Consider the following 25,842-nt stretch of genomic DNA (forward strand, 5'->3'; position numbering starts at 1 on the left):
CCTCAGAATGACATGTCGCCGCATCTCATTATTATACATCTCATAAATGTTTACGGGTGAGCAAATCACCGAGCTGCTCGAGCGGCTCGGCGTGACGCACGTGGTCACGGTGCCGGATAGCACGATCGGGCAGTGGCAGCCGGCGATCGAGCGACGCGGCGCGACACAACTCGTTCGCGTCTGCCGCGAGGGTGAGGCATGGCAAGTGGCCGCGGGCTTGTATCTCGGCGGCGCCGTGCCGCTCGTGATGATTCAGTGCACCGGCTTCTTCGAGTCGGGCGACGCGATTCGCAACGCACTCCACGATTGGAAGCTGCCGCTGCTCAGCATCATCGGGTATCGCAGCTATCTCAATCAGGAGACGCTGCCGGGTGATACGTGCCTCGTGTTCACGGAGCCGGTTGCGGCGGCGTGGAAGCTCGACGCGCGATTGATCACGGATCCGTCGCAGCTGCCGGAGATGGTCGAGCACTTCACGCGGGCGCGCGCGAATGGACGAGCGGCAACGGCCATCGTCGCGGAGGGTAAGGCGTGAGTACCGCGCGCATGATCGCGAAAGACGCGCTGGCCGTGGTGCATCGCGCGCGCACCTCGCGTGATATCGTGATTACGACCATGACGCCGGCGCGTGACTGGATGCAGCTCGGCATGTGCGACCTGGACATGGTGCTGGTGCCGTCGGCGATGGGCCACGCGACGTCGATGGGCCTTGGGCTGGCGCTCGCGCAGCCCGACCGCCGGGTCATCGTGTGCAACGGTGACGGATCGATGTTGATGAACCTTGGCTCGTTGGTGTCGATCGTGAACGCGGGGCCGAGCAATCTCGTCGTGTTGGTCTTCGACAACGGGACGTACGAGGTTACGGGCTCGCAGCCGGTTCCGGGCGCGGGCACGGTGGACTACGCCGCCGTCGCGCGCGGGTGCGGATTTCGGTCGGTTTTCGAGTTCTCTAATGACGATGAATGGCGCAACGATGCGGCGCGCATCATCGCGGCGGAGGGGCCGACGTTCGCCTGGCTCAAGATCGAGGCGGTATATGGTGTGCCCGGTCCGAAGTCACCAGGTCCTGCGTCCGCGCGCGCAAGACGTTTTATGGCCGCGATTCGAGGGGCGTGATTCGAACCGCTTGCCTGGCGTCACTATACAACTGACTTGCCGCGGACACGACGGACACTGCACGGACACTGCACGGACACTGCGCTGACGCGAGAGACGCTCGGACGCTCGACCTCATACCCCAACGAGCCCAGACTTTTCTTACGAACAACTCAGAACAACTCAGAACAACTCAGCACAACTCAGCACAACTCAGCACAACTAAGAACAACCTGGAGACGCTACTAAACGCGTCGCGAGGGCCTCAGAAAAAAATCGGGGCTCGTTGCGAATGGAGTTGGCTCAGCACACGGAGCAACCGTGCCGTGTCCGTGCCGTGTCCGTGCCGTGTCCGTGCCGTGTCCGAGGCGTCCGCGGCAACGCCGTTGTGCAGTTGCGCCGTTGCCGTGACACCATAGGCCCTACTCCCCGGGGTGATACACCCGCTCCGTGTGTCCCTTGAGTTGATTCGGGTAGAAGTACACCGTCCGCAAATTCCCGCTGGCGTACCGCGTCGCCTCGTCATTGAAATGCTTCGACTTCGGATCGCCGCTCTCGCCGCCGGCGGTCACCGCACGGGCACGCACGCTGTCCTTCCCGAATTCAACGACGGCGACGAAGCTGTTGCCGCTCGTGCCATACCACTTCTTGGTATTCGGGTACTGCCGCGCGCCGAATGAGGCGAGTGAGCCCCAGCGCGCCGACGAGAACGGCACTGGAATGCTGAACCCATTGTCGTCGAATGTCGGATTGATGTTGTCGTTGAGCCGCTGGAAGCGATTGATCTGTCCCCACGGCGTCTGCCACGTACCGAAGTCCGCGGTCAGCTTGTCCGACGCCGCGGCAAGCGACTGAAGCAACAGCTCCGGCGCCGCTCCATTCGCGATGTAGGAGTCCACGGACTGCCCTGTCCCGCCACCGCCGCGGCGGCCGCCGCCAAGCGCTTGTCCGGCGCGGCGTGAGACGTCTTCGCCCCAGTAGTTGCCGAGTGAGTTCGCGATCGAATTCTCGCCCCAGCGGTAGTCCCAGTTGCGCAGCACCGCGATCTGGTCAGCGAGCTTGGCGCGCATGGGATCCGACGCGGGCAGCGCGTCATAGGCTTTCACCAGGACCGGAACGCGCTGCGCGAACCACGGCTGGTAGCTGTCGAACGCCGCGCCGATCAAGTTCGGAATATTGAAGTTCTTTCTATTAGAGAATACTCTAAGCGCGTGATAGCCGCGCGGTGACTCCTCGCGGCCCATGTCGACATAGACCGGGAAATCTTCGCGCTTGGGGCTCGACGGGCCGGCGGCCGACCACGGCCAGTTGTTGCTGTTGTAGAGCCAGCCGCTCGCCGGATTGAGCAGATGCGGCGTCTCGTCCACCGTCATGAGCGGGCCCCACTCCGTGGCCGGATCGCTGCCGTCCACCGGACGCGTCCAGTCGAAGCGCGTGTCGCGCTTCGGGATATAGTTCGCATGGAAGTAGGCGATGTTGCCGTCGGCGTCGGCGTAAATCGTGTTGTTCGACGAATTCGCGTGCATGTCCATCACCCTCTTGTACTCGGCATAGTTCTTCGTCTTGGTGCGCAGGAACGACTGCTCGAGCGCCTGCATCGGCAGCTGCATGCTGCGGAAGGCGACCCACTTCCCGTTCGCTTCGCGAACGATCGGGCCGTGCTGCGTGCGATACACCGTGAACACCTTCGAGCCCATGCCGGTCGCCGTCTTGTACGGCACCGTGATGTACTGCTTGATCAGCGGCCGCTCTTCGTTGCCGTACTTATAGAAATACTCATCGCCCTTCTGCACGATCGTCTCGAGATACTCGTCGACCGCGTCGACGCCGCTCGACGTGTGCATCCAGCCGTTGTGCGTGTTGAAGCCCTGATAGACGAAGAACTGTCCCCACGTCACGGCGCCGTACGCGTCGAGGCCTTCGTCGCTCTCGACCTTGACCTCGGAGCGGAAGAAGAACGACGTGTGCGGATTGATGAGCAGCAGTGCGCGATGATTGGTCTCGTTCGCGGGCGCGATCGCCGCGCCATTCGAGCCGCGCGGCTCCTTGTCGAGCTCCTCGTACCTCGTGCCATTGCCACCGCTCGACGCCCTGGACCCGGTGCGTCCGCTGTAGAACGCCTGCAGCTGATTCAGATTCACGCGTTCGATGTCGCCGCCAATGCTGCCTTCGCTGAACGACAGCGCCATCCACGGCTCGAAGCGCGTGATCACGCGCGGCTTCACCTGGGGATGCGTGTAGAGATAGAAGTTGAGTCCGTCGGCCCACGCGTTCATCAGGTGGCGAAGCCAATCCGGACTCGCGACGTACATCGCGCGCATCGAATCCGGATCGATGAACAACTTCATCCGCAGATCGCGCCAGATCTCCGCTTCGCCTTCCGCTTCGGCGAGCCGGCCCTGCGAGTTGATGAAGTTGGTCTCGACGCGATTGAAATCGTCCTCGGCCTGCGCGTAGACGAGCCCGAACACCGCGTCCGCGTCGGTCTTGCCGTGAATGTGCGCGATGCCCCAGTCGTCGCGTGTGATCGAGACGTTCTTCGCTTCGCGCTTCCAGTTCGTGATGTCATCGGCGCTCGGCGCCTGCGCGTAGGCCGACGACGCGAAGACGGCGGCCAGCAGCAAATACAGCTTCTTCATGTGAACCCCAGGGGGGCGGATGGTTTGGTGTCAGTGCGACGTGTAATACTGCCACCAAAGCCACCGCGCCCTCAAGGGATGCGCCACACCGCGTTACTCTTCGCGCAATGCCACGTTGGGATCGAGCGACGCGGCGCGGCGCGCCGGCAGCCAGCACGACACGGCGGCAATCGCGACGAACAGCGCGGCGATGCCGCCAAACGTGAGCGGATCAGTGGGTTTGATGGAGATGAGCATGCTTGCCTTCTCCATCACACCGGTGAGTGCGAGCGCGGACACCAGCCCGATCGCGATGCCGATTCCGCTCAGCGCGAGCCCGTGGCCGATCATCAGCCGGAACACGCCTTCGCTCGTGGCGCCGAAGGCCATGCGCACACCGATCTCCGCCGTACGCTGGCGAACGGTGGTCGAGAGCACGCCGTACAAGCCGATCGCGGCGAGGACCGCGGCGACGACGCCGAATACGCCGATCAACACGAGCGAGAACCGCGTGGGTGCCATCGCGCGATCGATGTACGCCGACATCGGCTTGAGCTCGCCGACCGGCACGAGCGGATCGACGTCCGCCACGGCACGGCGTATCTCGGGCATCAATCGCGAGGGATCACCATTCGTGCGTACGGCCCAACGGCTCGCGGCGCCAAACGCCACCATGCCTTCGGGAATGAATGTTCCTTCACGCCCCGGCTCCGCCAGCGTGAGATGGCGGACGTGGTCCGCGACGCCGACGATTTGATAGAACTGCGCATCGGGGGTGAAGATGCGCGCGAAGAGCTGCTTGCCGAGGATCTGATTCAGCGGCGTACCAGGAAACGCTTTCGCCGCCAGATCGCGGTCGATGATGATCGCGTGCGAGCCGCTATCGTTCTCCGCCCCCTCAAATGTGCGGCCGGCGATCAACTTCACTTTCATGACGTCGAAGAAGTTTGGCCGAATGAAGTGCGAGGTTGCCTGTTGAAAGAGCGCCGGATTGTCTCGCGCTTCAGGCGGGCCCCAGCGCATGTTCGCGTCCTGCCCGTCGAGCGGCAGTGGCCCGGCGGCCGTCACGCCCGTGACGCCGGGGATCGCCGCGAGACGTTGCTCGAGACGATCGCCATAGGCACGCGCATCGCCGGGCGTGCGAAGGCGTGCGTTGAAGGCGGTGAACGTCATCAGGCCGCGTGAATCGAAGCCCGGATCGACGTGCTCGAGGACCATGAAGCTGCGCAACATGAGGCCCGAGCCGACGAGCAACACGAACGACAGCGCCACTTCGGCAATGACAACGCCCTGCCGGAGGTACTTGGCGGAATGCAGACCGGGCGTTCGTCCGCCCGCGCGCAGTGTCTGCAGCAAATTCGGACGCGACGCACGCAACGCCGGGAGAATCCCGAAGATCACCGCGGCGGCGAGCGCGCTGATGATCGTGAACGCCAGCACCTGTCCGTCGATGGAGACTTGCTCCACGCGCGGGAGCGTCGTCGGCGCGATGGCGATGAGTAGATCGATGCCGAGCTTCGCGAAGGCAAGCCCCAGGATCGCGCCACCGCCGGCGAGCACGAGACTCTCGGCGAGCATCTGCGCGATGAGGACGCGACGACTGCCACCGAGTGCGGAGCGCACCGCGAGCTCGCGCTCGCGTGACGATGCGCGCACCAGCAGCAGATTGGCGACGTTGGCGCATGCGATGAGCAGCACGAACATCACCGCGCCCATGAGAGCGAGGATGGCCGGCCGCACGTCCTTCACGATGTCGCTCTGCATCGGCTCGATGCGAATCGCCATGTCGGCGGACTTCGTGATCGGGACGAGATCGTGGAGGTACAGCGTCAATTTGTTCGCTTGCGCCTGCGCGGCAGCGAACGACGCACCGGGCTTCAATCGTCCGATCAACCGCATGAACACGTTGAGTCGCGATGCGGTGCTGAAGTCGATTCGAAACACCTGATAGAGATCGGGCTGCTCATTGATCCCCGTGCCGGCGGCGAACTCAATTCGTGTATCGGGCTCCGCAACACCCACGATCATCGCGGGTGCGCCACCGACTTGCACCGTCTTGCCGATCACCGCGGAGTCCGCGCCGAACTTGCGCTCCCAGAACGCGTGGCTGAGCACCGTCATCGCCGGTAAGCGCACCGCCGGCGGCAAGAATGGATTCTGCGGACCAACCGGCGCCGGCGGCGGCGTTCCATCGGTCTCGCTGAAGTTGCGTCCGAACGCGATGCGGATACCGAGCATCGAGAAGAAATTCGGCGTGACGCCCGCGGCGACGATCTGTTCCGGCTTTCCATCCTCGCCGACGAACGGCGAACGCCCGGCGTTGATCCCCGCGATGGATTCGAATGCCGTGAGCTGCTGCTTGACGTCCGGCAGATCCCCGGGGGCCCAGGGGAAGTTGAACAACCGCCGCGCTCGCAAATCGCTCTGGATATTCGCGAGCTGATCGGGGTGCGCGTACGGCAATGGTCGCAACAACACACCATCGACGACGCTGAAGATCGCGGTGCTGGCACCGATGCCGAGCGCGATGGTGAGGATGGCGGTGAGCGCGAACGCGGGATTCTTGCGCAGCGAACGGCCGGCGAAGGCGAGGTCTCGAAGCATGGATCGACCGGGGCATGGGGAGACATCGTGCCACGAAGGTGCAACGAAGGCGCAACAACGATCAAGCCTCATGGCACGGCGCATTCCGCGTCGCGCGACGACCAGCATGTTGGTATGACGTGACTTAGGAAAACGATCGCCGACTCGTCCCGCCCATGTGTGGGACGGGCTGTTCGAATACGAACAGCACGCCGAACGCGATTACAATCGCCTTACGGTCGTTTCGTCGGCATGAGCGTGTCCGAGACAGGCTGGAAATCATCGGGATAGTGCATCTCCATCACGGCCCGCGTGCGCTCGAGCGTGAGGTCCGCGGCGTACAAGCCGTAGCGCTTGGAATCGGCGAACACGCGAATGCCCGCGGAGTGCACCCACTGCACATCGAAGGTTTTCGACTGCGCCGGTTGAACGAGCCCAATGAGCTCGCGTCGCCCGGTGCTGTCGGCGTATCGAACGACGAGGTCCGTGTTGGAGTGGTTGGTCAGCGTGACGCGGCAGACGCGGCCGGCGCACGGCTCGGTGACGGCGAGTGCGGGGCTGCCGGAGGGGTGCGAGCACGCGACCAGTGCGAATGCAGCGAACATCGTGAGCACGGCGAGTGTTGCGCGCATGGCGAGCCTCGGCACGAAGTAGTGAATTGTATACATCGCTGCTTCGCGATGGACAAGTGGACCAATTCCTCGCGCTTTTCCGGTCTCGTGCGTAAGTCTCTAGCGGGCCCGGTCATCCCACGCGATCGGCCGCTCGACCCAGCCATTTCCCGTCCTCTCTACGCCCACAGGAGTCAGGATGTCGCAAGTGAAGCACGCGCTGTACACGCGGTATGCGCACTACTCGAGACGCCTGGCGCTCGCCGCCGGTACCGCGCTCGCTGCACTGAGCCCGGCCGCGGCGCTTCATGCGCAGGCCGCTACATCGTCACAGAAACTCGATCAGGAATACACGGCGCAGATCAAGAAGGATCTTTCCGACCCGCGCATCTCGACGGAGCTCGTCGATCACCTTCCCGCCTCGGCCACGGTGCCGACGCCGCTCAAGTTCCTGGGCCATATCGTCGGGGCGCCGGGCATTCTCGATCACGCGGCCGACATTCACCGCTATCTCGAGGCGGTGGCGAAGGCGAACCCCAAGCGTGCCAAGTTCTGGAGGATCGGCAAGACCGAAGAGGGGCGCGACATCGTCCTCATGGCGATCGCCGACGAGCAGACGATCGCGAATTTAGACAAGTATAAAGGCTATCTCAATCAGCTGACCGATCCGCGCAAGACCACGGAAGCGCAGGCGCGCCAGCTGATTCACACGGCGAAACCGATCTACTACATCACGAGCGGCATGCACTCGCCCGAATCGGGCGGCCCCGAGATGCTGATGGAGCTGGCGTATCGCCTGGTGGTGGAAGAGACGCCGCTCATTCAGAACATTCGGAACAACGTCATCACGCTCATCACGCCGGTCGTCGAGGTGGATGGGCGCGAGAAGTACGTGGACAACCACTACTTCAACGAGAAGTGGAACAAGGATCACAACATCAATCCCGACGCCGCCGGCGGCGGCCGAGGGGGTGGCGCGCTGCCGCTCATGTACTGGGGCAAGTACGTGCAGCACGACAACAACCGCGACGGCATGGGCCAGTTCCTGCAGCTCACGCAGGCGGTGACGCGCGTGCAGCTCGACTGGACGCCGACGATCATGCACGACCTGCACGAGGCGCAGACGTACCTGTATGCGTCGACCGGCACGGGCCCGTACAACGACGCGCTCGATCCCGTCACCGTGGACGAGTGGTGGTATCTCGCCAAGAACGACGTGATGGAGATGACGAAGCGCGGCGTGCCGGGCGTGTGGACCTACGGGTTCTATGACGGCTGGGTACCGAATTACATGTTCTTCATCGCGCACACGCACAACGCGATCGGACGCTTTTACGAGGTGCAGAGCTACTGCCAGGGTTCGTGTGGCAACTACGTCGTGCGCCCCGGCAACACGACGACGAGCAAGGAGTGGTTCCGTCCGAACCCGCCGCTCGATTCGATCACGTGGAGCCCTCGCGCAAACACGAACATTCAGGAATCGGCCATCCTCTTCGCGCTCAATCGCACGGCGAAGGACAAGGACATGTTCCTGGAGAACTACTGGCTCAAGAACAAGCGGGCGATCGAGAAGGGCACGAAGAAGCCGGGTACGGTGGCGGCGTGGGTGATTCCGGCCAACCAGCACGCGCGCGAGAACGCCGCCCAAGCGGTGAATGAGCTCAAGTTGCAGGGCCTCGAGTTCAACCGCGCGACGCACGACTTCACGGTGGGCAGCGTACAGGTGCACGGCGGCGACTACATCATCCGCGGCGACCAGCCCTTCCGCACGCTCGCCGACATGTATTTCTCGCTGCAGAACTATCCGCCGCAGAACCCCTCGCCGTACGACGACACCGGCTGGACGTTCCCGTTGATGCGGAACATCACGGTGTATGAGGTAACTGATAAGAGTATTTTCCAACAACCGATGGACCGCATCCCGCAGAAGGGCGACGTCGTCGCGACGGGCGGCATCAGCGGCAGCGGCAACACCGTGATCGTCGAGAACAACAGCGACAACACGCTCGTCTCCTTCCGCTTCAAGAATCCGAACGTCAAGATGGCGGCGGCTGAAGAGTCCTTCTCGGTGGACGGACACACGTTCGCGCCGGGCGCCATTATCGTCGCCAATGCCAATCGTGCGCAGCTCGAGCCGTCGATCAAGAAGCTCGGGTTGACGGCGTACGCCGTAGCGAGTGCGCCGAGTGTGAAGTCGCATGACCTGGACATTCCGCGCATCGGGTACATCCACAGCTGGACGCGCACGCAAGACGAAGGCTGGGTGCGGGCCGCGCTCGATACATACGGCGTCCCCTATCAGTACTTCGGCGAGAACGCCCTGGCGAAGATGGGCGATCTCCGAACGAAGTTCGACGTGATCATCTATCCGCACGGCGGGTCGGGTGTCGGCCAGCTCGCGCAGGGGGGTCGCGGCGGCCGCGGCGGCGCGACGTCGAACGACCCGGTCCCGTACAAGAGCACGAAGGAATTCCCATCGCTCGGCTACCCGGATTCGACGGACGACATTCGCGGCGCGCTGGGTGAGGACGGCATGAAGTCGTTGTATGCCTTCATTCAGCATGGCGGCACGCTGATCACGGAAGGCAACACGTCGCAGATTCTGCCCGAGATGAAGCTCACGCCGGGCGTGACGTACGAGCCGGCGAACGCGCTGTTCGCACGCGGAACGATTCTCCGCAGCTTGATCAGCGATGCAAAGAGCCCGTTGGTGTACGGCTACAATCACACCGAAGTGCCCGTGTACTTCAGCACGGGTCCGGTGTTGAATGCGGGCGCCGGTGCGCCGGCGGTTGCGTCGTCGCCGGACAACGGCCGCGGTGGGCGCGCCGGCAGCGTGGCGCAGAACACGACGCCGATGGCGAACCTGCTCAAGTTGTCGCCGTGGGATCCCGATCACACGGGCGCGGCGTTCGGCGTGGCGACGAGTGTGGGCAACGACTTCAACGTCGCGCAGGCGGGACAGGCCGGCGGTGGTCGCGGCGGACGCGGTGGCGGCGGTGGCTTCGGCGGATTCGGTGGGAATACGGGCCCGGTTACCGTGCCCGGCCTTTCAGCCGATCCGAATTCGTCGACGCGTGTCGTGATGCAGTTCCCCGAGAAGGCCGAGGACATGCTCTTGTCGGGGACGTTGGAGCATGGCGAGCTGCTGTCGCGCCGCGCGACGCTGGTGGATGAGAAGGTGGGCCAGGGTCACGTCGTGATGTTTGCGTTCCGGCCGTATTGGCGGTGGCAGACGCAGGGCACGTTCGCGATGGGGTTCAATGCCATCATGAACTGGAATGATTTGGACGCGGGGCGGTAGCGCTGGGCGTTGGGCGACGGGCGCTGGGCGTGAAAGCAAAAGGGCGATGGGATCTTCTCCGTCGCCCTTTGCAGTTTCGCCCACCGCCCAGCGCCCAGCGCCCATCGCTACTTCCCGACGCGCCTTCCCAGAATCATCTTTACAATACTCTTATCCCCGCCCGCGGTCAGCGCCGAGCCGTAGCCGAGGTTGAACTCCCACGCCGGACCCAGGTCGAGATTGACCGCGCCGAAGAGCAAATGCTCCTGCTCGGCGATCGGATCGAGGCGCGTGAGCGTGCCCGTCGATCCGTAGTACTCGATCGCCAGGTTCACCTTCTTCGTCAGGTCGTAGCCGACGTTGAGATTCGGTTCGAAGTCGAACGGTTTGTTCGCGTTCGGCCCGCGAAGCGACTTGCCGAGCGTGGGATTGAACGAGACGTACCATCGGTCGACGGTCTTGTCGATGATCGGCCGCAATTCGTACGTCCAGGTGTCGCCGGAGAATTTCTCCTTGGAGTAGCCGATCTCCTGGGAGATGCTGACGCCGACGGGCCAACCCCAGCTTTCCGGCGCGCGCACGCGCGGGCGGATGTGGGTGCCGACCCACTGGTAGTTCTGTCCGTCGGGCTTGGCGGTGAACCAATAGAAGCCGAGCTCCGACCAGTCGTTCCAGCCGTGGGTGATCTCGAGCGTTTCGTGCAGCGCGTGATTGGTGGCGATGATCCCGTCGTCGGATGTCGCGCGACTGCCCTTGAGGGTGTAGTTCGAGTGGAGCTCGAACATGGTGATGCCCTTGGGCATGGTCTCGGAGCCGTAGACCTGGATTTCGTAGTTTTCCTGGGCGGCGAGTGGTCGCGCCAGCAGGCACAGTGAGCCGACGAACGCCAGAACGAAGATGGATCGCATGGAGGGAATTGTAAGGAATCACACTGTGCATGGTGCAAGGCCCACGCGTTTGGATAGTTGTACGTCCCGCCGACGCGATTTGCTGACATCAAGCGCTAGCGATGGCGTGCGCCAAGTCGTAGAGTAAGGCGTGAATGGGGCTTTCCGCGATGCAAGCGTCGACCGCCACCGAAGCCGTTTCGCGGCGGCGGTAGCGGGTCGGTATCAGGTCGAATCGGAGATCGGACGCGGTGGTGCGGCCTACGTGTTTCGCGCCCGCGACTGCAAGAACGATCGCGTCGTGGCGATCAAGATCCTGCGTCCCGATCTGACCGGCCTCATTGGTGACGAGCGGTTTCTCCGCGAAATCCGGGTCGCCTCGGCGCTGACGCATCCGCACATCCTGCCGATTCTCGACTCCGACAAAGCCGGTGACACGCTCTACTGCGTGATGCCGTTTCTCGAAGGCGAATCGCTGCGGGTTCGCATGACGCGGGAACGCCAACTGTCGCTGACGGACGCGCTGCAAATCGTGCGTGACGTCGGTGGGGGTTTGCAATACGCGCACGAGGCGGGCCTCGTCCATCGGGACGTGAAGCCGGAGAACATTCTTCTTGCGGGCCGCGACGGCCCGGTCGAGCGCGGAGCATACCTGGCCGATTTTGGGCTGGCACTCCTCGCGACGGCGCAGCTGGACGAGCGACTGACGGAAAGCGGAATGGCCGTGGGCACGGTGGCCTACATGAGTCCCGAGCAGTCGAGCGGCTCCGACCGCATCGACGCGCGAACCGATCAGTACAGCCTTGCGTGCGTACTGTTCGAGATGTTGGCGGGCGTGCCCCCGTACCCCGGGTCCGACGCGCGAACGATCGCCGTGCGGCATCGCCTCGATCCCGTCCCTCGTCTCCGCAACATCCGCGAGTCCATTCCCGCGGGTGTGGACGAGGCGGTGGCGCGCGCGATGTCGAAGACGCCCGCCGACCGATTCAAGAGCGTCGGCGCATTCGTCGAGGCGCTGAGCGACGCCATGGCCGACGACATCCGCTTGCAGTACAGCGGGCCGACCACGCTCGTTTCGGCCGCGTCGCTCGGTCTCGAACGCCCGTGGCGCAAGCGCGGGCTCATCGTCGTGGGACTCGCGGCGGCGGCGGCCATCGCGGCCGCGGTTCGATTCGCCTGGCCAACGGTGTTCCCATCGCGGATCGACGACGACGTCATCGCCGTCGCGCCATTTTCGACGACCGAGAGTGCCCTCGGCATCTGGCGTGAGGGCCTCGTCGACATGTTGTATCGCGGGCTCGACGAAGCCGGACCGATTCGAGCGGTCTCGCCGACGACCGTGCTCAGACAGTGGCAGCGGTTCGCGGACTCGAACACGAAGGCGGATCGTGCGTCGACCGCGGAGCTCGCGCGACGGACGGGCGCTCGGTACGGCGTCTTTGGTGCGCTCGTTCGCTCGGGAGGAGACTCGGTGCGTGCCACGGCGTCGGTATTCGACGTCGCGACGTCAGCCGTGCTCGCGCAATTCGACGTCCGCGATGACACGCTGCACATGGGTCGTCTGGGCGACAGTCTGACGGTCTCGGTACTTCGCGCCATCGGAAGCGCCGGACGCGCGCACGTCGCGGAGCTTCGGTTGGCGTCGGCGGGACACGCCGCGAACTTGCTCGCCTTGAAGGAGTTCTTGCAGGGCGAGCATCACTTTCGCCTGGCGGCGTGGGATTCCGCGCTAACCCATTATCGGCGAAGTCTCGCGGCGGATTCGACGAATCCGATTCTGCTTTCGCGCCTGAGCGTCGCGCTGCGATGGCAGGGTCTGAACAACGACCCCGATGCGCGCGCATACGCGCTGCGCGCGGATCAGTTCAACCACGGCTTGGCTCCGCGGGACAGCCTCATGGTCGCGGCGGGAGCGCTCCTGGCCAAGGTCACGCTGTGGTTCGCGGACAGCACCTTTTGGAATGACCGCGCGCGTCTCTTCAGCACCCTCGAAACCGCGACCCAGCGCTATCCGAACGAAGCGGACGCGTGGTACGAGCTCGGCGACGCGCACTATCGCACCGACGCGAACGCGCGAGCGGCGCTCGACGCATTCGATCGTGCCATTCGGATCGACTCGAGCTTCGCGCCGGCATATCCGAATGCCGTCATCCTGGCGATGGCCCTTCGCGGACCGGCCGACGCGCAACGCTACCTGCGAGCATATCTGGCGCTGAATCCGACCGACGCGCATGCGAGCGGCTTTCGACTTGCCGCGACGCTGCTCAATGGCGCGCCGTGGGAATCCAGCCAGGTACAGCGCTTTCTCGGCTCCGCGAGCGCCGATCTGATTCAGGATGCGTCCAGTGTCGTGGCGTACTGGCCGGATTCCGGCGAGACCGCGGTCCGCTTCGCACGCGTGTTTGCGTCCGGACTTCGTTCGACGACCGCGGCATACAGCGATTCATCGTTCATCTCGTTTCAGGTCGCACATTACCTCGCGTTCCGCGGGCATTTGCATGACGCCGTACGCACGCTCGGGACGACGCCAATGACGCTTGCGCGCGTGCCGGGCAGCCAGTATCTGCGCGGAACGATCGTCGCGACGCTGATGATGATGGGGGCCGCGCCCGACGCGGATGCACGGCGATTCTTTTCGACGCTCGCGCGCGCGCCCGTCGATCAGCCAACGGGCTTGATCATGGCGTTGCCCTGGTGGAGCGCGCGAGGCGATACGGCATCCCTGCTCGACGTGGCCCTGCGCGCGCACGACGCCGCGGCTCGCGGTCGTGGGTTGAGGGCTTCCTACGCCGGCTACGTCGAAGCCGCGGCGCGCGCGTATGGCGCGCTCGCCCGGCACGATAGCGCAGCCGCGCTCGCCGGCTTACTGGCCTTGCCCGCTCAGGGCTGCATGTATCCGTATTGTCCGAACGATCGCTTCGTCGCCGCGGAGCTCCTTGCCGCGGCTGGGCGTTACCGCCAGGCGGCGAACATCCTCGACGATGTGCCGAACCTGTATAGCCCGCTCGGCGTGATGTGGCGTTTTCGGCGAGCGCAGGTCGCGGAAGCGCTGCATCGTGATGCGCTGGCGCTTCAGGAATATGGCTTCGTTGCCGGCGAATGGGCTCACGCCGATCCGGAGTTCAGTGCGGTCGTCGCTCAGGCCGCCGCGGGGATCGACCGCCTGAACGGCCGCGACCGTAGCCACGCGCCATGACTCAGGTCGTGGCCGCGACCGCCAAAACGCTCGGAAGCGCGCCATCAGACATTCGTAAATAGAAATATCCAATGCCGGCCACGCCCAGCATGAGCGAGGGGCTGCTGCCGCGTACGAGTCCGCACTGCCACCCGCCTGCCTCGTGCCCGTGTCGAGCCGCGCCCTCGAGAATGATGCGAGCGAGACTTTCCTTGGCGGACGATTCGGCTCGTCCGTCCGCCTCGCCGGCCAGGAATTCAGCGACACCGCCCCACCCGTGGCAGAGTGAGTAGTCATCGTCGGCAATGTTCTCTCGGCCGGCCAGGGCGGCCGCGATCGCGCGAAGCACGGCGTCGACATCTCGCTCGTACTTCCCGTCCACGTCTCCGACAATGGCGACGGCGCGGCGCCGCGCGAGTCCGATGCCGGGCGCGCCGAAGCACCAGGCGACGCCGCATGGAGCCGGCGACGATTCACCGTCGGTGAACCGATAGTCCGGCCAGTTGTCGCACTCCGGAATGAATTCGCCCGACTCATACCGAAACGCCTGGCGAGCCGCTTCGGCGAAGCGTGATTCACCGGTTTCCGCGTACAGCTCGGCGAGACCCCAGCCGATGCCGGCGGCGCCGTGTCCGAACCCCGTCAACGCCCGCGGCGAGTGGAAACCGGTCGCGCGACTGTCCCATGACCAGCCGGCGTCGCTCCGTTGGGCCGACGCGAGGATGCGGTCGCCCAGACGGATCGCCAAGTCGATGAGAGAATCGTCATATAAGTTTCGACTCAGCGACAGCAGCGGCGTCATGGCGCCGGCGGCGCCCGAGATGACGTCCAGGAGCGCGCCGTCGGCGACCGGCTGAGACGAAAGATTCTTCAGCTCGCGCCGCGCGTGGCGGAGGAAATCGTCGCGGTCCAGGAGACGTCCAACGCGGTACAACGCGTGGGCGTGGCCGAGCACACCCGTAAAGTAGGAATACTGAAAGGCGCGCGGCAACGACGGACATGCCGCCATCGCCGACCGAGCCGCCGCAATGGCCGTGTCGCGCACACGTGGCTCACCATCGCGAACGGCGACTTCGGCGAGAAACAGCGCAATACCAGCCGTGCCGTCATAGACGTCGGCAGCGATCGGCGCATGCGTGAAGCGCGCGTCTTCGTCCGAATTCCCCTGCTGATGCGGTCCGAGCCAGGTGCAGCGTCCGCGGTATCGGATCGCGCTGTCGCAGAGTGAGTTCGCGATCGCGTATGCGACCGCGGCGGCCTCGTCCTGGACCTTGGAGCTCAATGAGAAGCTCACGACAACTCATAGTCGCGGTGCGACTCGGAATTCAAATGGAATCGATCCAGGTCGTAGCCGAACGCATCGATGACTTCCTCGACCCTGGTGAGCGCCTGTGCGCCGTGTCGTGATGCCTCGACGAACGCCTGCGCGAGCAACGCCGCGCGTTGTTCGCCGAAACTCATCGGCTCGACGGGGTCCTCCGCGACCGACAGTCCAGGACGAAGGGGACGAGTGAAGGCCGAGACCTCGGGCCGCATCCAGTCGCGCATGCGGTCATGGATTTCGGCGACGATTGCCGCGTCGCGCGACCAGTCGTCCGCGCGCGTGTAGAGGATGGCCGCATCCGCTCGGCCAAAGCCACGCACGTCGTTCAGCACCTTGAGCTGAAATGCGGCGCCGGCGTCGTTGAAGCGATCGGAGATCGCGCGTGTCAACGAGGCCGCTCCGGCGGGAGTGACATGCCAGTACGTTCGAAGCTGGCCAATCCGCTGGCCGTTGCTTGCATCGCCGAGCACGACGTAGTGTCCCGGATACAAGTTTCTGTATTCAGGCGGAAATCGGACGCGCGCCGCATCGTTCGGCGCGGGGCTCACCGCGACATTGTCGGACGTCGCCCAAAGATGCAGGTCGTCGTGCTCGACGTGCCGTAGTTCCGATTTGGATATCGAACCGGCGCGCCACGATCCGTCCCACCAGCCGGTTCCCGAATTCGCCGCGCCGAGCTCGGCGACGAGTGATGCCGTCGTCGGATTCTGACGTGGAGCGACGGTGCGCTGAGCGAACACGGAACGACGACAGTGCAGCGTGTTGTACAGCACGGTGGCAAGGACCTGCTGCGCCGCGGCGGTCAAAACCTGTGAGCCGGAGGAGGCATCGGCCGCGCGATAGCGCATGCCGAAGATGGAAAACGCGTCGGGAGCGACGACCGCGAATGATTCGAGTGTCGCGCGCAATTGGGCTCTGAGCGGTCCCGTCGGAAGCGCCAACATCGTCAGTCGGTGCCGAGAAAGGTCGAACGAGAACGATCGACGTCGGCGAGCATGTTCATTCCCAATTGGAGCGCGGCGACCGCGATCCGAGGCAACGTCGGCGAGACCCTGGACCATTCGAAGGCGATTTGCAGCAGCCTCGCGGCGGTGTACCGCATCGTGCGCGACTCGATCGCGGGCCGCTCGTCGAATGAAATCGGTCGGCGATGCAGATATGCCTTCCAGAACAGCGCTGTCTCGTGACGAACCGCCGGCACGGAACGCTCGAACTCGGCCGCCGCGGCCGTAGGTGAATTCGACGCCGCGGACGCTGCCGCTCCGAGTGCACCGGTGATCCACGCCGCGATGATCGACGCTACGTCCCACCACGGGTCGCCAATGCCCGCCGCTTCCCAATCGATGACCTGCAACGCCGGCGGCGAGCCTGCTCCGTCAAGCAACAGATTCTCGGGGCGAAGATCGCCGTGCGTGAACGTCGTCCATTGCCATTCGTCCGGCAGTTGCGCGAGGACCGGCACCAGCTCGCGTCGCCGCTGCATCATCGACAACACCCGCAAGTGCCCGGAGGTCAGCTCGCGAAATACCGCGGGTGATGGACGCAGAAATCGAAACACCCACGGCTCGAGGTGCGGAAATGACTCACGCACGCGACTGTCACCCATTCCTCCCAGCGCATGACATTTCGCGAGAAAATCGCTGAGCGGATCGTTGAGACCGCGCGGGATCGGCGGGATAAACGACTCGACGTCGTCGCTCGACGTCGGCGGCGGTACGACTGCGTGGAGCACCAGCGCACCGGTTGCCGCATCGTGGAGCACGAAGTTCGGAACGAACGGCTGGAGAGTGCACAACATGCCACCGGGCCGCGTCTGGCGATACACGTCCGCCTCGACCGGCCGACCCGATGGATGCGACTCCGGCGCCGCGTCCTTGAGAAAAAAAGATGAACGCGAGCGCCGGTGGATCAGGTACGATGGATTGCGACGCGAAACGTCGACGATCGAGACACTTCCGCTCACGACGTCCTGCGGCGTGACGAGTCGATGCCTGAGCAAACAACGCAATGCGTCGTTTGCGCTCGAAATCGTCACGCCGACGGTTGAATGGTACGCGTCACTTCTAATTCTGCTTTGGCGAAGGCGGACATGGCGCCGGTGACACCGGGCACGGGGCTGGTGACACCGGACACGGGGCCGGCGACACCGGACACGGGGCCGGTGACACGGGAGCGGGGCCCGGTTTCGCAGGTTGCGTCGGGCATGGGCTCGGCGACGTCGGGCACGGTGCTGGTGAGACCGGGCACGGCGCGGGTGACACCGGGCACGGACTTGGCGACGCCGAATGCGCGTTGCGCAAGACATCGGCGTCTCGGGAACCGGGGTAGCCTCGAGGCGCGTCACCCCAGGCGCCATCGATGATGTCGCCCACAAGAAGAGACACTAGCGGCGACTGCGAACGAGGCACGGGTTCGTGGCGAGAAGCTGGTTCCATAAAGACTCCAGTCGATGTCAGCCTATCAGAGGGCAGCGTCGCCAGGCTGTGACCGAGCCTGGGTGATCGAATGCGCGAATCGATCGGCAGAGAGCTTAGGGTATACCATTTCGAGCGTCAAGCGGACATTTGTCCCAGCCTTCATTTCAAGATGCTAACATGCTAACACGCTGGCAACGCGGCGACGAGGGCGTTCGTCCAGTCGAAGCGCCAGACGCCGCGCCCCTGGGTAGCAACGTAGACTTGAGTCTTCGTCGTGTCGCCCGCCGTCGAGACGCGGAACCACGCCGCTCGCGCATGTGACAAGTTCAACGTCGCCCCCCCCGACGGCGACGACGGATCGCTCACGGCGCTCCAGTGGGTTCCTCCATCTCCCGATACGAAAATCCCCGCGTCAATGGCGCCGGCGATGACGCGCGACGAATTCCACGGATCGAACGCCAGCACCGAGGGCTGATCGTAGCCTTCAAACCCATTGTCGGCGCGGCCGGAAGTTGGGCCGTGTGCCGTGCGATACTCGAATTGTCCGCGGCGCGTCATGCACGCGTCCAGTTGGGGCGCTCCGCTCCATGATGTCCCACCATCGGCCGACATCACCATTTGCGGATCCTTGCCGCGGTTCAGGTGGGCAGCCAGCAGCCGCGCGGGATCACTTGGTGAGACGGCGAAGGCGCCGAATCCTCCGAGCCCTCCCGGTGGCAGTACTTGCTCCCACGCAGCCTTGCCCAAGACGCGCCTCCACACTTCGGTCTCGCGCTTCGGATGAGAACCATCGGTCCATGTGAACTGCGCGTAGACGACGATGTTTCCCGCGGCGCCGCGCGAGGCGAAGAGGCGGCCCAAACGCGGCGCACTCGAAAACGCCGGCAACCCCAAGTTGTTCCAGGTCATGTTGCCGCCGTTGAAACCGGGGGCGACGAACAATCCCGTCGTTGCAAGCGCGGCCCAGCTGCCGTCCGCCAGTGGCGCAATCACACCATCGCCGTCGAAGAGGTTGAACGGCGGCGCCGTAATGAGACTGCGACCGGGGGCGCCGCGTGGTCGAACGATCAGTTCCTTCGCGTAGGTCGCCGGGTCGCAACACACGGTACTCATGACGACGAGACCATCGGTCGCCACGTCGAGCACGTCCGCCGGATCCACGTTCTGCCAAGTTCGCGTTACAGCATCCGTATTCAAGTTCACGAACAAGCCGTTGTCTTGCGTTCCGAGATATACGTCTTCCGACCATCCATCGAACCACGGCTCGGGCCAAGAGAATGCGGTCATGCTGCGAACCCAGAGCGCGTGAGGCGGATGTTGAACCGCGCTCCACCTGGGAATCTCGCAGCCGGGCGTCCCGAGTCGGTCGTTGCGTTCGATGCCGCCATCGTTGGCATAGAGGAATGGGCACCGTGCAACCGACGCGGCTGGATCGAACACCAGATCACCCGCGTCCAGATGCGCGCCAATGTCATAGCCGTAGTTGGCCGTCGGCGTCCCGGACGGTCCGCGGAAATTCTCGACGCATGGTTGCGCCGACGTTGCTTCGACCGCGGCGCAGCGAGCGCGATAGAGGTTGGCGCTGCCGAACCACAAATCAAAACCGTGCGTCAGCGCGTTGGTCGTCAGCAGCGCCAAACGCCCATCGGAGTCGGGAGCCGAATATGCGGGCGACCAGTTCGCGCCTCCGTCAATGGATTCGTAGAGATGCTGGCCGCTGTACGCGAACAGCGTATTCGCTTCCGTCGGGGACGAGGCGAGCCAGCACTGGCCACTTGGGAGCGGCGTCTGCGGCACGAGCCACGTCGCACCGCCGTCGGTTGACCGGCGATGCCCGCCATCTCCGCAGAGGTCGATGATTCCGTGGTCGTGCACGGTCACCGACCACACGCGGCCAGCGTCCAGCGAGTCGCGGGGGAACACGTACGTCCAACTCACCCCGGCATCGCGACTCGCGAGCAGTCCGCAATTAGTGCCGACGTATACCTGTGACGGATGATCGGCGTCGATGGCGATGCCGAACGCGGACGGCTCCTTCGAGAAGACGGCGGCGCATCCGGGGACCACAGCCGTCTGAGACGCCGGGTGATTCCACGTTGCGCCGCCGTCAGTGCTGACATTGATGCCCGCGAGGCTCTTGACCCGGCCGTCGAAGAACGACGTCGCGTAGACGCGCGAGGGTGTCGATGGATCGACCGCAACGCGCCAGGTGGCGAGCGGCAAGTGAGTCTCGAGGAAGGTCCATTGCCTTCCCCCATCGACGCTCTTATAGAGGCCGCCCCACTCGGTCGCGGCGTATGCCGATCCGTCACGCCCTACGGCGAGACCGTTGACCCGTCCACCGCTTGCGCCGTTGTGTTGCAGCGCATGCAGGTCCGACGTCTCGGGGCTGAGATCGGTCCAGGTTTGTGCCCGGCACACGCCGGACACCAACGTGACGAGCGCAAACGCGACCTCAAGGGACGGGCCGGTGCAACCGCGATGGCGGCGCGCAACGCGGCGTTTCGATTCGGACCTGCGGACCAGGCGAACCATCCGTGTGATTGCTCCGCGCAAGGCGCAAGTAGTAATTGAGACCGCTCTCGAGCCCGTCGATTCGCCACGCCGTCAATCCAGAGTCACCCGGGATCTGCGCTGCGGCGAAGTGGTACGCCGGCAATGAAGAATCGCGCTTCGGGCTTGAATCGTTCTGCGTGGGCACAAATGCGGCCGCTCCCCGGCCCGCAAAAGCGACCGGCGCAGCCAATCGCGCGTACGAGCCGCGACGAAATCCATTTTGATACACGGTCACTTCCAGATGCACGCTGCTCTGTGCTCCCTCGGGCGGCCGCCAGGCAACGGTGACCGCGCCCGCTCCACGCCGCACGGTACTGCAACTCACGACCGTGCGAGGAGCGGGCAGCTGCGCGCCGGCGACGCCGGGCGCGCATATGATCGCGAACAGGCCAACGACAATCGCTCTCGATCGTGCTTGGACGCGCAGGGAGCGTACGGTCCCATCAGGACTCACGAAACTCTCGGCGATCATGGAGTATTTGAGAACTTGAATCAGGCTCGGTTGTCGGTAGGAGCATAGTGCGCGGCGGGCAACGACGTCAAGAACGATGTCAAGCAGGTGGCGGGTTCGGTCGCTTCGGTCACGCGCCGTCCAGCCCGCGGCCGCCGTCGATGAGACAGCAGCCCAGGTCGCACGAGATCCAGATCCATTCATCGACGTCGGTCCAATCCCACCGCGCCGTACCGGGAAGCGAACCGATCGTGTGCTCCACTCGCCCCACCAGCAGCTGCTTCGGTTGCGAGGCGCGCGGAGCGAAGATCAACGCCTGCCAAACTCCCGAGCTGTCACGGAGCTGAATACGATTCCATCCCTTCCCCATGCCGAACGCGGTCGCGTACATATCGACGGCGTCGACGTACGCATACGCGACATCGCGGTAGCCCCTTTGAAAATCCTTCGTGGTGATGCGTGCGAGGCCGGGCACCGGAACGATCGCGCCGGCGTTGTTCGGCCTGAGCGGAGGCGTGTTGCCCGCCGCGCCTATCGCCAAGCGTTGCTCGTCCCACCAGCCTTTCACTCGCAATTGCGGCGAATTCTTGATCGCGCTCGGAATCGGCTGACTCGCGCTCATCGCGGTGATGGAGTGTGGAACCTTCGAGATGTCGCCCCCAACGTCACACCAGCGTGCTCCACATCGAACACCGAGGAACGCCATGTCTTCGTCGGACTGAACAAAGCGCGTAACCGGCGGAACGGTGCCTGGCGGCTCAGTCGAATCTTCAGCGGCTACAGGGATATCGGGTGCCGCCTGCAACGCACCGGGTGCCGCGTCACAATGGTATCCGGTGATTGGAAGAATCTTCGCGTGCCACGTCGCGCCTGGACTGTGCGCGAGGTATACGCAGTTGATGCCGCCGACCAACCCAAGATTCTTGTACGGCGCGCCGGCTGTTCCATCGTCGGGCCAGAGATAAATCACCGCGACATTCCGGAACGCGGACTCGAAGTCCGACGTGTTCTTCCATTCAGCCAGCGAGGGATTCGAGAGCGACTGCGCGAGTGGACCGTACACCGGAGGTGACTGGAGGAATCGCTGCGCATCCTGAAATTCCGGCGAATTCGCCGTACACCAATTGTTCGTATCCGCGAAGTCCGCGAGCTGGGGTGGTAGACGGTGCAGCGTATCGGCGAATTGCTGCACGCTTCCATATCGGACGGGAAGGAGGCTTGCGTCCGAGTGCGTCGCTCCTGACGGCGGCGGCGGCGGTGTAGTCGTGGCCGTGGTCACGACGGTCGACGTCCCGGTCGCTCGCCCTCGTCCCGGTGCGATTCCAGCAGGTGCGCCGCCCGGTGGCGGTGACGGCGGCGTGGACGTCGTCGATGGAGCGTGCCCCGTCTCCACGTGGATAGGCTTCAGTCCCGCGTACTCGGCGACGATACCGGTCGGGCCTACGGGCATGTGGTGCAACCCTTCCGTAGGCAACTTCCACTTGCTTCCTGCGAAATGATTCGTCGACGAGCACGGATTATCGAACACGGAAGGCTCCGGTCTCGCCGCGCACGCCGCCGTCCACGCTGCCACCATCAGCACCGGCATCCACCGCAGTGTCGTTGCCATCGTCACGTCCTCGTGTCGGAGTTGACTGCAGGATTCGGCGAGTTACGGCTGAATTTTTTGGGCAGGAAATGAACTTGGATCACTGGGCCATAGCGCTTGAGCGGCGCGATGCCATCGGTCGCGATCGTCGGCATCGGCGGCGACCGATTCACGCACGCGCATCGCACGAATGAACGAGCCCAGCGTCACCGCGCCGTCAGTTGGCTGATCCGACTCGAGCGGCTGGAAGAGTTTTGCCGCTGCGAACATCGAGTCTAATCGTTGCCGAGCCGTGGCGCGATCGCCAAACGCCAGCAATGCGCTGACGTTCGGCAAAACGGCATCTGGTGGAATGTCCGCCGAAACAAACGCACGCCGAGTGTTCTCGATCTGTTGCAGCCGCGATCTCGCCGAATCCACAGCTCCACGCTCGACGAACAATCGCATGGCGACGACGGGATCTCGCGGCGCCAGCTTCGCCGCCCAGAGTGTATCGAGTGGTTCGGCAAAGCGAAGGATGCGCGCAAGCAAGAAACTCTGGGCGGACATCTGTACCGACAACGGCTGCCCCGCGATTGCCGCGGTCTGGATGATCTCACCGATCGACGCCACCCCGTGGGAGACCGGACACCCCATGACCGTCAGTACCAGCCGAATGTCAGCCATCGCCGCTGCTCGCTGCGGAATACGCGCAATTTGCGCGATCGGGTCTGATGACGTCTGCATCGCCCGTGCAACCACATCGCAACGCCCGGCGATCGTTCCAAAGAACGCGACGAACGTTGCTTGACGAACGTCGCTCGGATCGGCCGTCGCGAGCACAGAATCCGCGAGCGCGCGCACCGCCACCAGACGATTCGGCGCACTCGGCGTCGCGAACTTGATCTCGAGCCACGCCAAATTGGCGAGCAGGCGAAGTCGCGTCGTTCGGTCGTTCGTTAGCCGAATGGCCGCGCGAAGCGTGTCGGCTGCAGCCGGATCGCCGTCGATCTCCAGGGCGACGGCAAGCGCTTCCTTCGCGCCGGGACTCTGGGGGAGCGACGACGCCCACCCTGTGGCGATCTGACGAAACAACGCGCGGCTGCGCACGAGCGAACGACGCCAATCCTCAGGATCGGGCAGCGTCTGACCACCCTGTGTTTGCTCCAGCGGCTGCAGGATCATCTGCATGGTATCGCCGCGCAGCACCGGCCGGCCGGTGAAGTGTCGCGCCGGAACGTCAAGCGAGCGGCCGAAGCGCAAATACCGCGAGCCCGTGAACAGCAGGCGCCGCAGTCGGGAATACGCGCCGCCCTGATAGCTTCGGTACGCCGACGGAAGAAGATCGAACGCGCGGATGTACGCCGACACCGCCTCCTGATAGCTCGAGCGAAAACGCCAACCACCGCGGCCATCGGCAACGACGATCTGATCACCGTCGAGGCAAGACGCCAACCCGTACCATGCGACGAAGCTCTGCGGCGACTGCTTCGTCATCTGGCGGTACTGCGCGCACGCCGCCGGATAGTTCTCGTTCGCCATCAACGCGAGCGCGGATGCCATCTGTCGTTCGGTCACGCCAAGGCTGCCGCCGTTGTCTGCCGCCTGGCGCGCCAGCGCACGCCAGGTGTCGTTGCGGCTCGACGGCTGCCACGCGCGCAACTGCGCCAGCCACAGTGCCGCACGCGTCGCCGAGGGCTCGAGCTGAAGCGCGTGCGCGTAGAGCGACTCGGCACGCGCGAGATCCCAGTCTCGAAGTGCCGACTGCGCGGCAATCATCTCTTGCGTTGCCGGAAGGCTGCCGCTCACCTCGACGGTATCGAGACCGGAGGTCGGACGCTCGCCGCGCAAGAGCAGCGAATCGGCGACGCGATGGTACGTCGTCACCGCCAGCGCCGATTCCGCCGGCATCAGCAAATGTGTCGTATGGACCACAGCGCCAGAGCGCGTTTCGACCAGTGATGCGTCGAGTCTGGCGGAGTCCCCGAGCCGTACGATGCGCGCGCGAACGTATCGTCCAGCGCCCACCGCCCGTGCGACGTCCGCGTCGCCGTGTACGGTGGTCGAGCGCCGCATCGCGTCGGCGACCTGGAATCCGTCGACGAGCGTCAGCGGACGCCAACGCCGCAGGCCCTCGGCAAGCAAGTCATCGAGATGTTGATCGGCCGAGAACCCGCCGGCCACCTCGAATGGGAGTACCGCCACACGCGTCGTGTCCAACGTGACACTCGGCATGAACCACGATTCGACCCGATCGCGATTCACCGCGAGCGCGCTCGCCGCAGCCAGAACGGCAACGCCCGCAACGCCCCAGACCACGCGCCGCTTGCGAGCCTTGGCTCTTTTTCGCGCCGCGGTCGCGCCGACCGATTGCACCGTCGTATCCACACGGCCCAAGGCAGCCGCGAAATCTCGCGCTGTCTGATACCGATCCGCCGGCGCAATCGCCAACGCCTTCACCAACACCGATTCGAGCTCCGCGGAGACCGATGGCCGATAGACGCCGACCGGCCGCGGCTCATGGGTCATCCGTTGCGCGAGCACGATCTGCGACGACGCGCCCATGAACGCCGGCACGCCCGCCAGTGCCTCGTAGAGCACGCACGCGAGCGAATAGATGTCGCTGCGCCCGTCATAGTACTCTTCGCCTGCCGCCTGCTCGGGACTCATGTACGCCGGCGTCCCGCGCACCATGCCGGTCGTCGTCGTCGAATCGTCGGACGCGCGCGTCAACGCCCGAGCGATGCCGAAATCCGACAAGCACGCCTGCCCGCCCGTGAAGAGAATGTTCTCCGGTTTCACATCGCGATGGAGGAAGTTGCGTTCGTGCGCGAACGCCAACGCGCCCGCGATCGTCGTCCCGATGCGAACGACTTCCTCTATCGCTAATTGCTTCTCGTTCTGCAGCCGTTCCCGGAGCGTTCCACCGTCCATGTACGGAAGCGCGAAGTACGGGCGGCCGTTGTAGACGCCCGACGCGAGCACCGTCACGATGTTGGGATGCTGCAACTGCGCGGTGAGCTTGATCTCGCGCAGGAAGCGATCGGCCGCGAGCGACTCGGCCAGCTCCTGCCGCAACCACTTGATCGCGACCATTCGCCCGTGATCGAGATCGTGCGCGAGGTACACGACCGATGTCGCACCACGACCAAGCTCGCGCTCGATCGTGTACCGTTCAGCGAACTTGCCGGAGATGGAACCCGTCGACGCGCTCACGCGCTCGCTCTGCTACCAGTGGTGGGGATGGCACAACTTCGCCCTCCGTCGAGGGGGGC

At 64.5% G+C, this 25,842-nt stretch carries 14 protein-coding genes; 4 read left to right on the top strand and 10 right to left on the bottom strand.

All coding sequences use genetic code 11. The features are described 5' to 3' along the window. The first annotated feature begins 46 nt into the window (after window positions 1–46). Together VN706_00690 and VN706_00695 are read left to right on the top strand one after the other, a co-directional pair. Window positions 47–535 carry a thiamine pyrophosphate-binding protein gene (locus tag VN706_00690; protein HXT14112.1) on the top strand — a complete coding sequence of 163 codons (489 nt, stop codon included), beginning with the start codon at window positions 47–49 and terminating at the stop codon, window positions 533–535. Then, window positions 532–1,116, top strand: a complete 585-nt coding sequence (locus VN706_00695) for a thiamine pyrophosphate-dependent enzyme (protein HXT14113.1) — start codon at window positions 532–534, stop codon at window positions 1,114–1,116. The genes VN706_00690 and VN706_00695 overlap by 4 nt, the downstream gene beginning before the upstream one ends. 401 nt (window positions 1,117–1,517) lie before the next feature. On the opposite strand, the gene VN706_00700 is transcribed toward VN706_00695, so the two are convergent. From VN706_00700 to VN706_00710, 3 genes are all read right to left on the bottom strand, one after another. Further along, window positions 1,518–3,734 carry a penicillin acylase family protein gene (locus VN706_00700; protein HXT14114.1) on the bottom strand — a complete coding sequence of 739 codons (2,217 nt, stop codon included), beginning with the start codon at window positions 3,732–3,734 and terminating at the stop codon, window positions 1,518–1,520. Window positions 3,735–3,827: 93 nt separating this feature from the next. Continuing rightward, window positions 3,828–6,317, bottom strand: coding sequence for an ABC transporter permease (locus VN706_00705; GenBank protein HXT14115.1), 2,490 nt, complete (start codon window positions 6,315–6,317; stop codon window positions 3,828–3,830). A 212-nt stretch (window positions 6,318–6,529) separates the two neighbouring features. Then, on the bottom strand, window positions 6,530–6,928 hold the full coding sequence (locus tag VN706_00710) for a hypothetical protein (GenBank protein ID HXT14116.1): 399 nt from the start codon (window positions 6,926–6,928) through the stop codon (window positions 6,530–6,532). A gap of 178 nt (window positions 6,929–7,106) precedes the next feature. On the opposite strand from VN706_00710, the gene VN706_00715 reads away from it, so the two are divergent. Continuing rightward, window positions 7,107–10,211: a M14 family zinc carboxypeptidase gene (locus VN706_00715; GenBank protein HXT14117.1), complete on the top strand. Its 3,105-nt coding sequence runs from the start codon at window positions 7,107–7,109 to the stop codon at window positions 10,209–10,211. Between the two features lie 107 nt (window positions 10,212–10,318). Here the strand turns inward: VN706_00715 and VN706_00720 are convergent, their stop codons facing one another. Further along, window positions 10,319–11,098 (bottom strand): hypothetical protein, encoded by a 780-nt coding sequence (locus VN706_00720; protein HXT14118.1) that lies wholly within the window; start codon window positions 11,096–11,098, stop codon window positions 10,319–10,321. Between the two features lie 130 nt (window positions 11,099–11,228). Between VN706_00720 and VN706_00725 the strand changes: the two genes are divergently transcribed. After that, window positions 11,229–14,273: a serine/threonine-protein kinase gene (locus VN706_00725; protein HXT14119.1), complete on the top strand. Its 3,045-nt coding sequence runs from the start codon at window positions 11,229–11,231 to the stop codon at window positions 14,271–14,273. Between the two features lies 1 nt (window position 14,274). On the opposite strand, the gene VN706_00730 is transcribed toward VN706_00725, so the two are convergent. The 6 genes from VN706_00730 to VN706_00755 form a co-directional block, all read right to left on the bottom strand. Then, window positions 14,275–15,546 carry a lanthionine synthetase LanC family protein gene (locus tag VN706_00730; protein ID HXT14120.1) on the bottom strand — a complete coding sequence of 424 codons (1,272 nt, stop codon included), beginning with the start codon at window positions 15,544–15,546 and terminating at the stop codon, window positions 14,275–14,277. Beyond that, entirely contained in the window at window positions 15,543–16,520 is a 978-nt protein-coding gene (locus VN706_00735; GenBank protein HXT14121.1) for a T3SS effector HopA1 family protein, read from the bottom strand. Before VN706_00735 ends, VN706_00730 begins: the two co-directional genes overlap by 4 nt. 2 nt (window positions 16,521–16,522) lie before the next feature. After that, window positions 16,523–17,611: an aminoglycoside phosphotransferase family protein gene (locus VN706_00740; protein ID HXT14122.1), complete on the bottom strand. Its 1,089-nt coding sequence runs from the start codon at window positions 17,609–17,611 to the stop codon at window positions 16,523–16,525. 562 nt (window positions 17,612–18,173) lie between these two features. After that, window positions 18,174–20,414 carry a sialidase family protein gene (locus VN706_00745; protein HXT14123.1) on the bottom strand — a complete coding sequence of 747 codons (2,241 nt, stop codon included), beginning with the start codon at window positions 20,412–20,414 and terminating at the stop codon, window positions 18,174–18,176. 716 nt (window positions 20,415–21,130) lie between these two features. Further along, window positions 21,131–22,609: a hypothetical protein gene (locus tag VN706_00750; GenBank protein ID HXT14124.1), complete on the bottom strand. Its 1,479-nt coding sequence runs from the start codon at window positions 22,607–22,609 to the stop codon at window positions 21,131–21,133. A gap of 42 nt (window positions 22,610–22,651) precedes the next feature. After that, the gene (locus VN706_00755) at window positions 22,652–25,783 is read right to left on the bottom strand and encodes a serine/threonine-protein kinase (GenBank protein ID HXT14125.1); all 3,132 of its coding nucleotides are present in this window, start codon (window positions 25,781–25,783) and stop codon (window positions 22,652–22,654) included. Between the last annotated feature and the right edge of the window lie 59 nt (window positions 25,784–25,842).

This window comes from Gemmatimonadaceae bacterium, from assembly GCA_035606695.1.
Classification (GTDB): domain Bacteria; phylum Gemmatimonadota; class Gemmatimonadetes; order Gemmatimonadales; family Gemmatimonadaceae; genus JAQBQB01.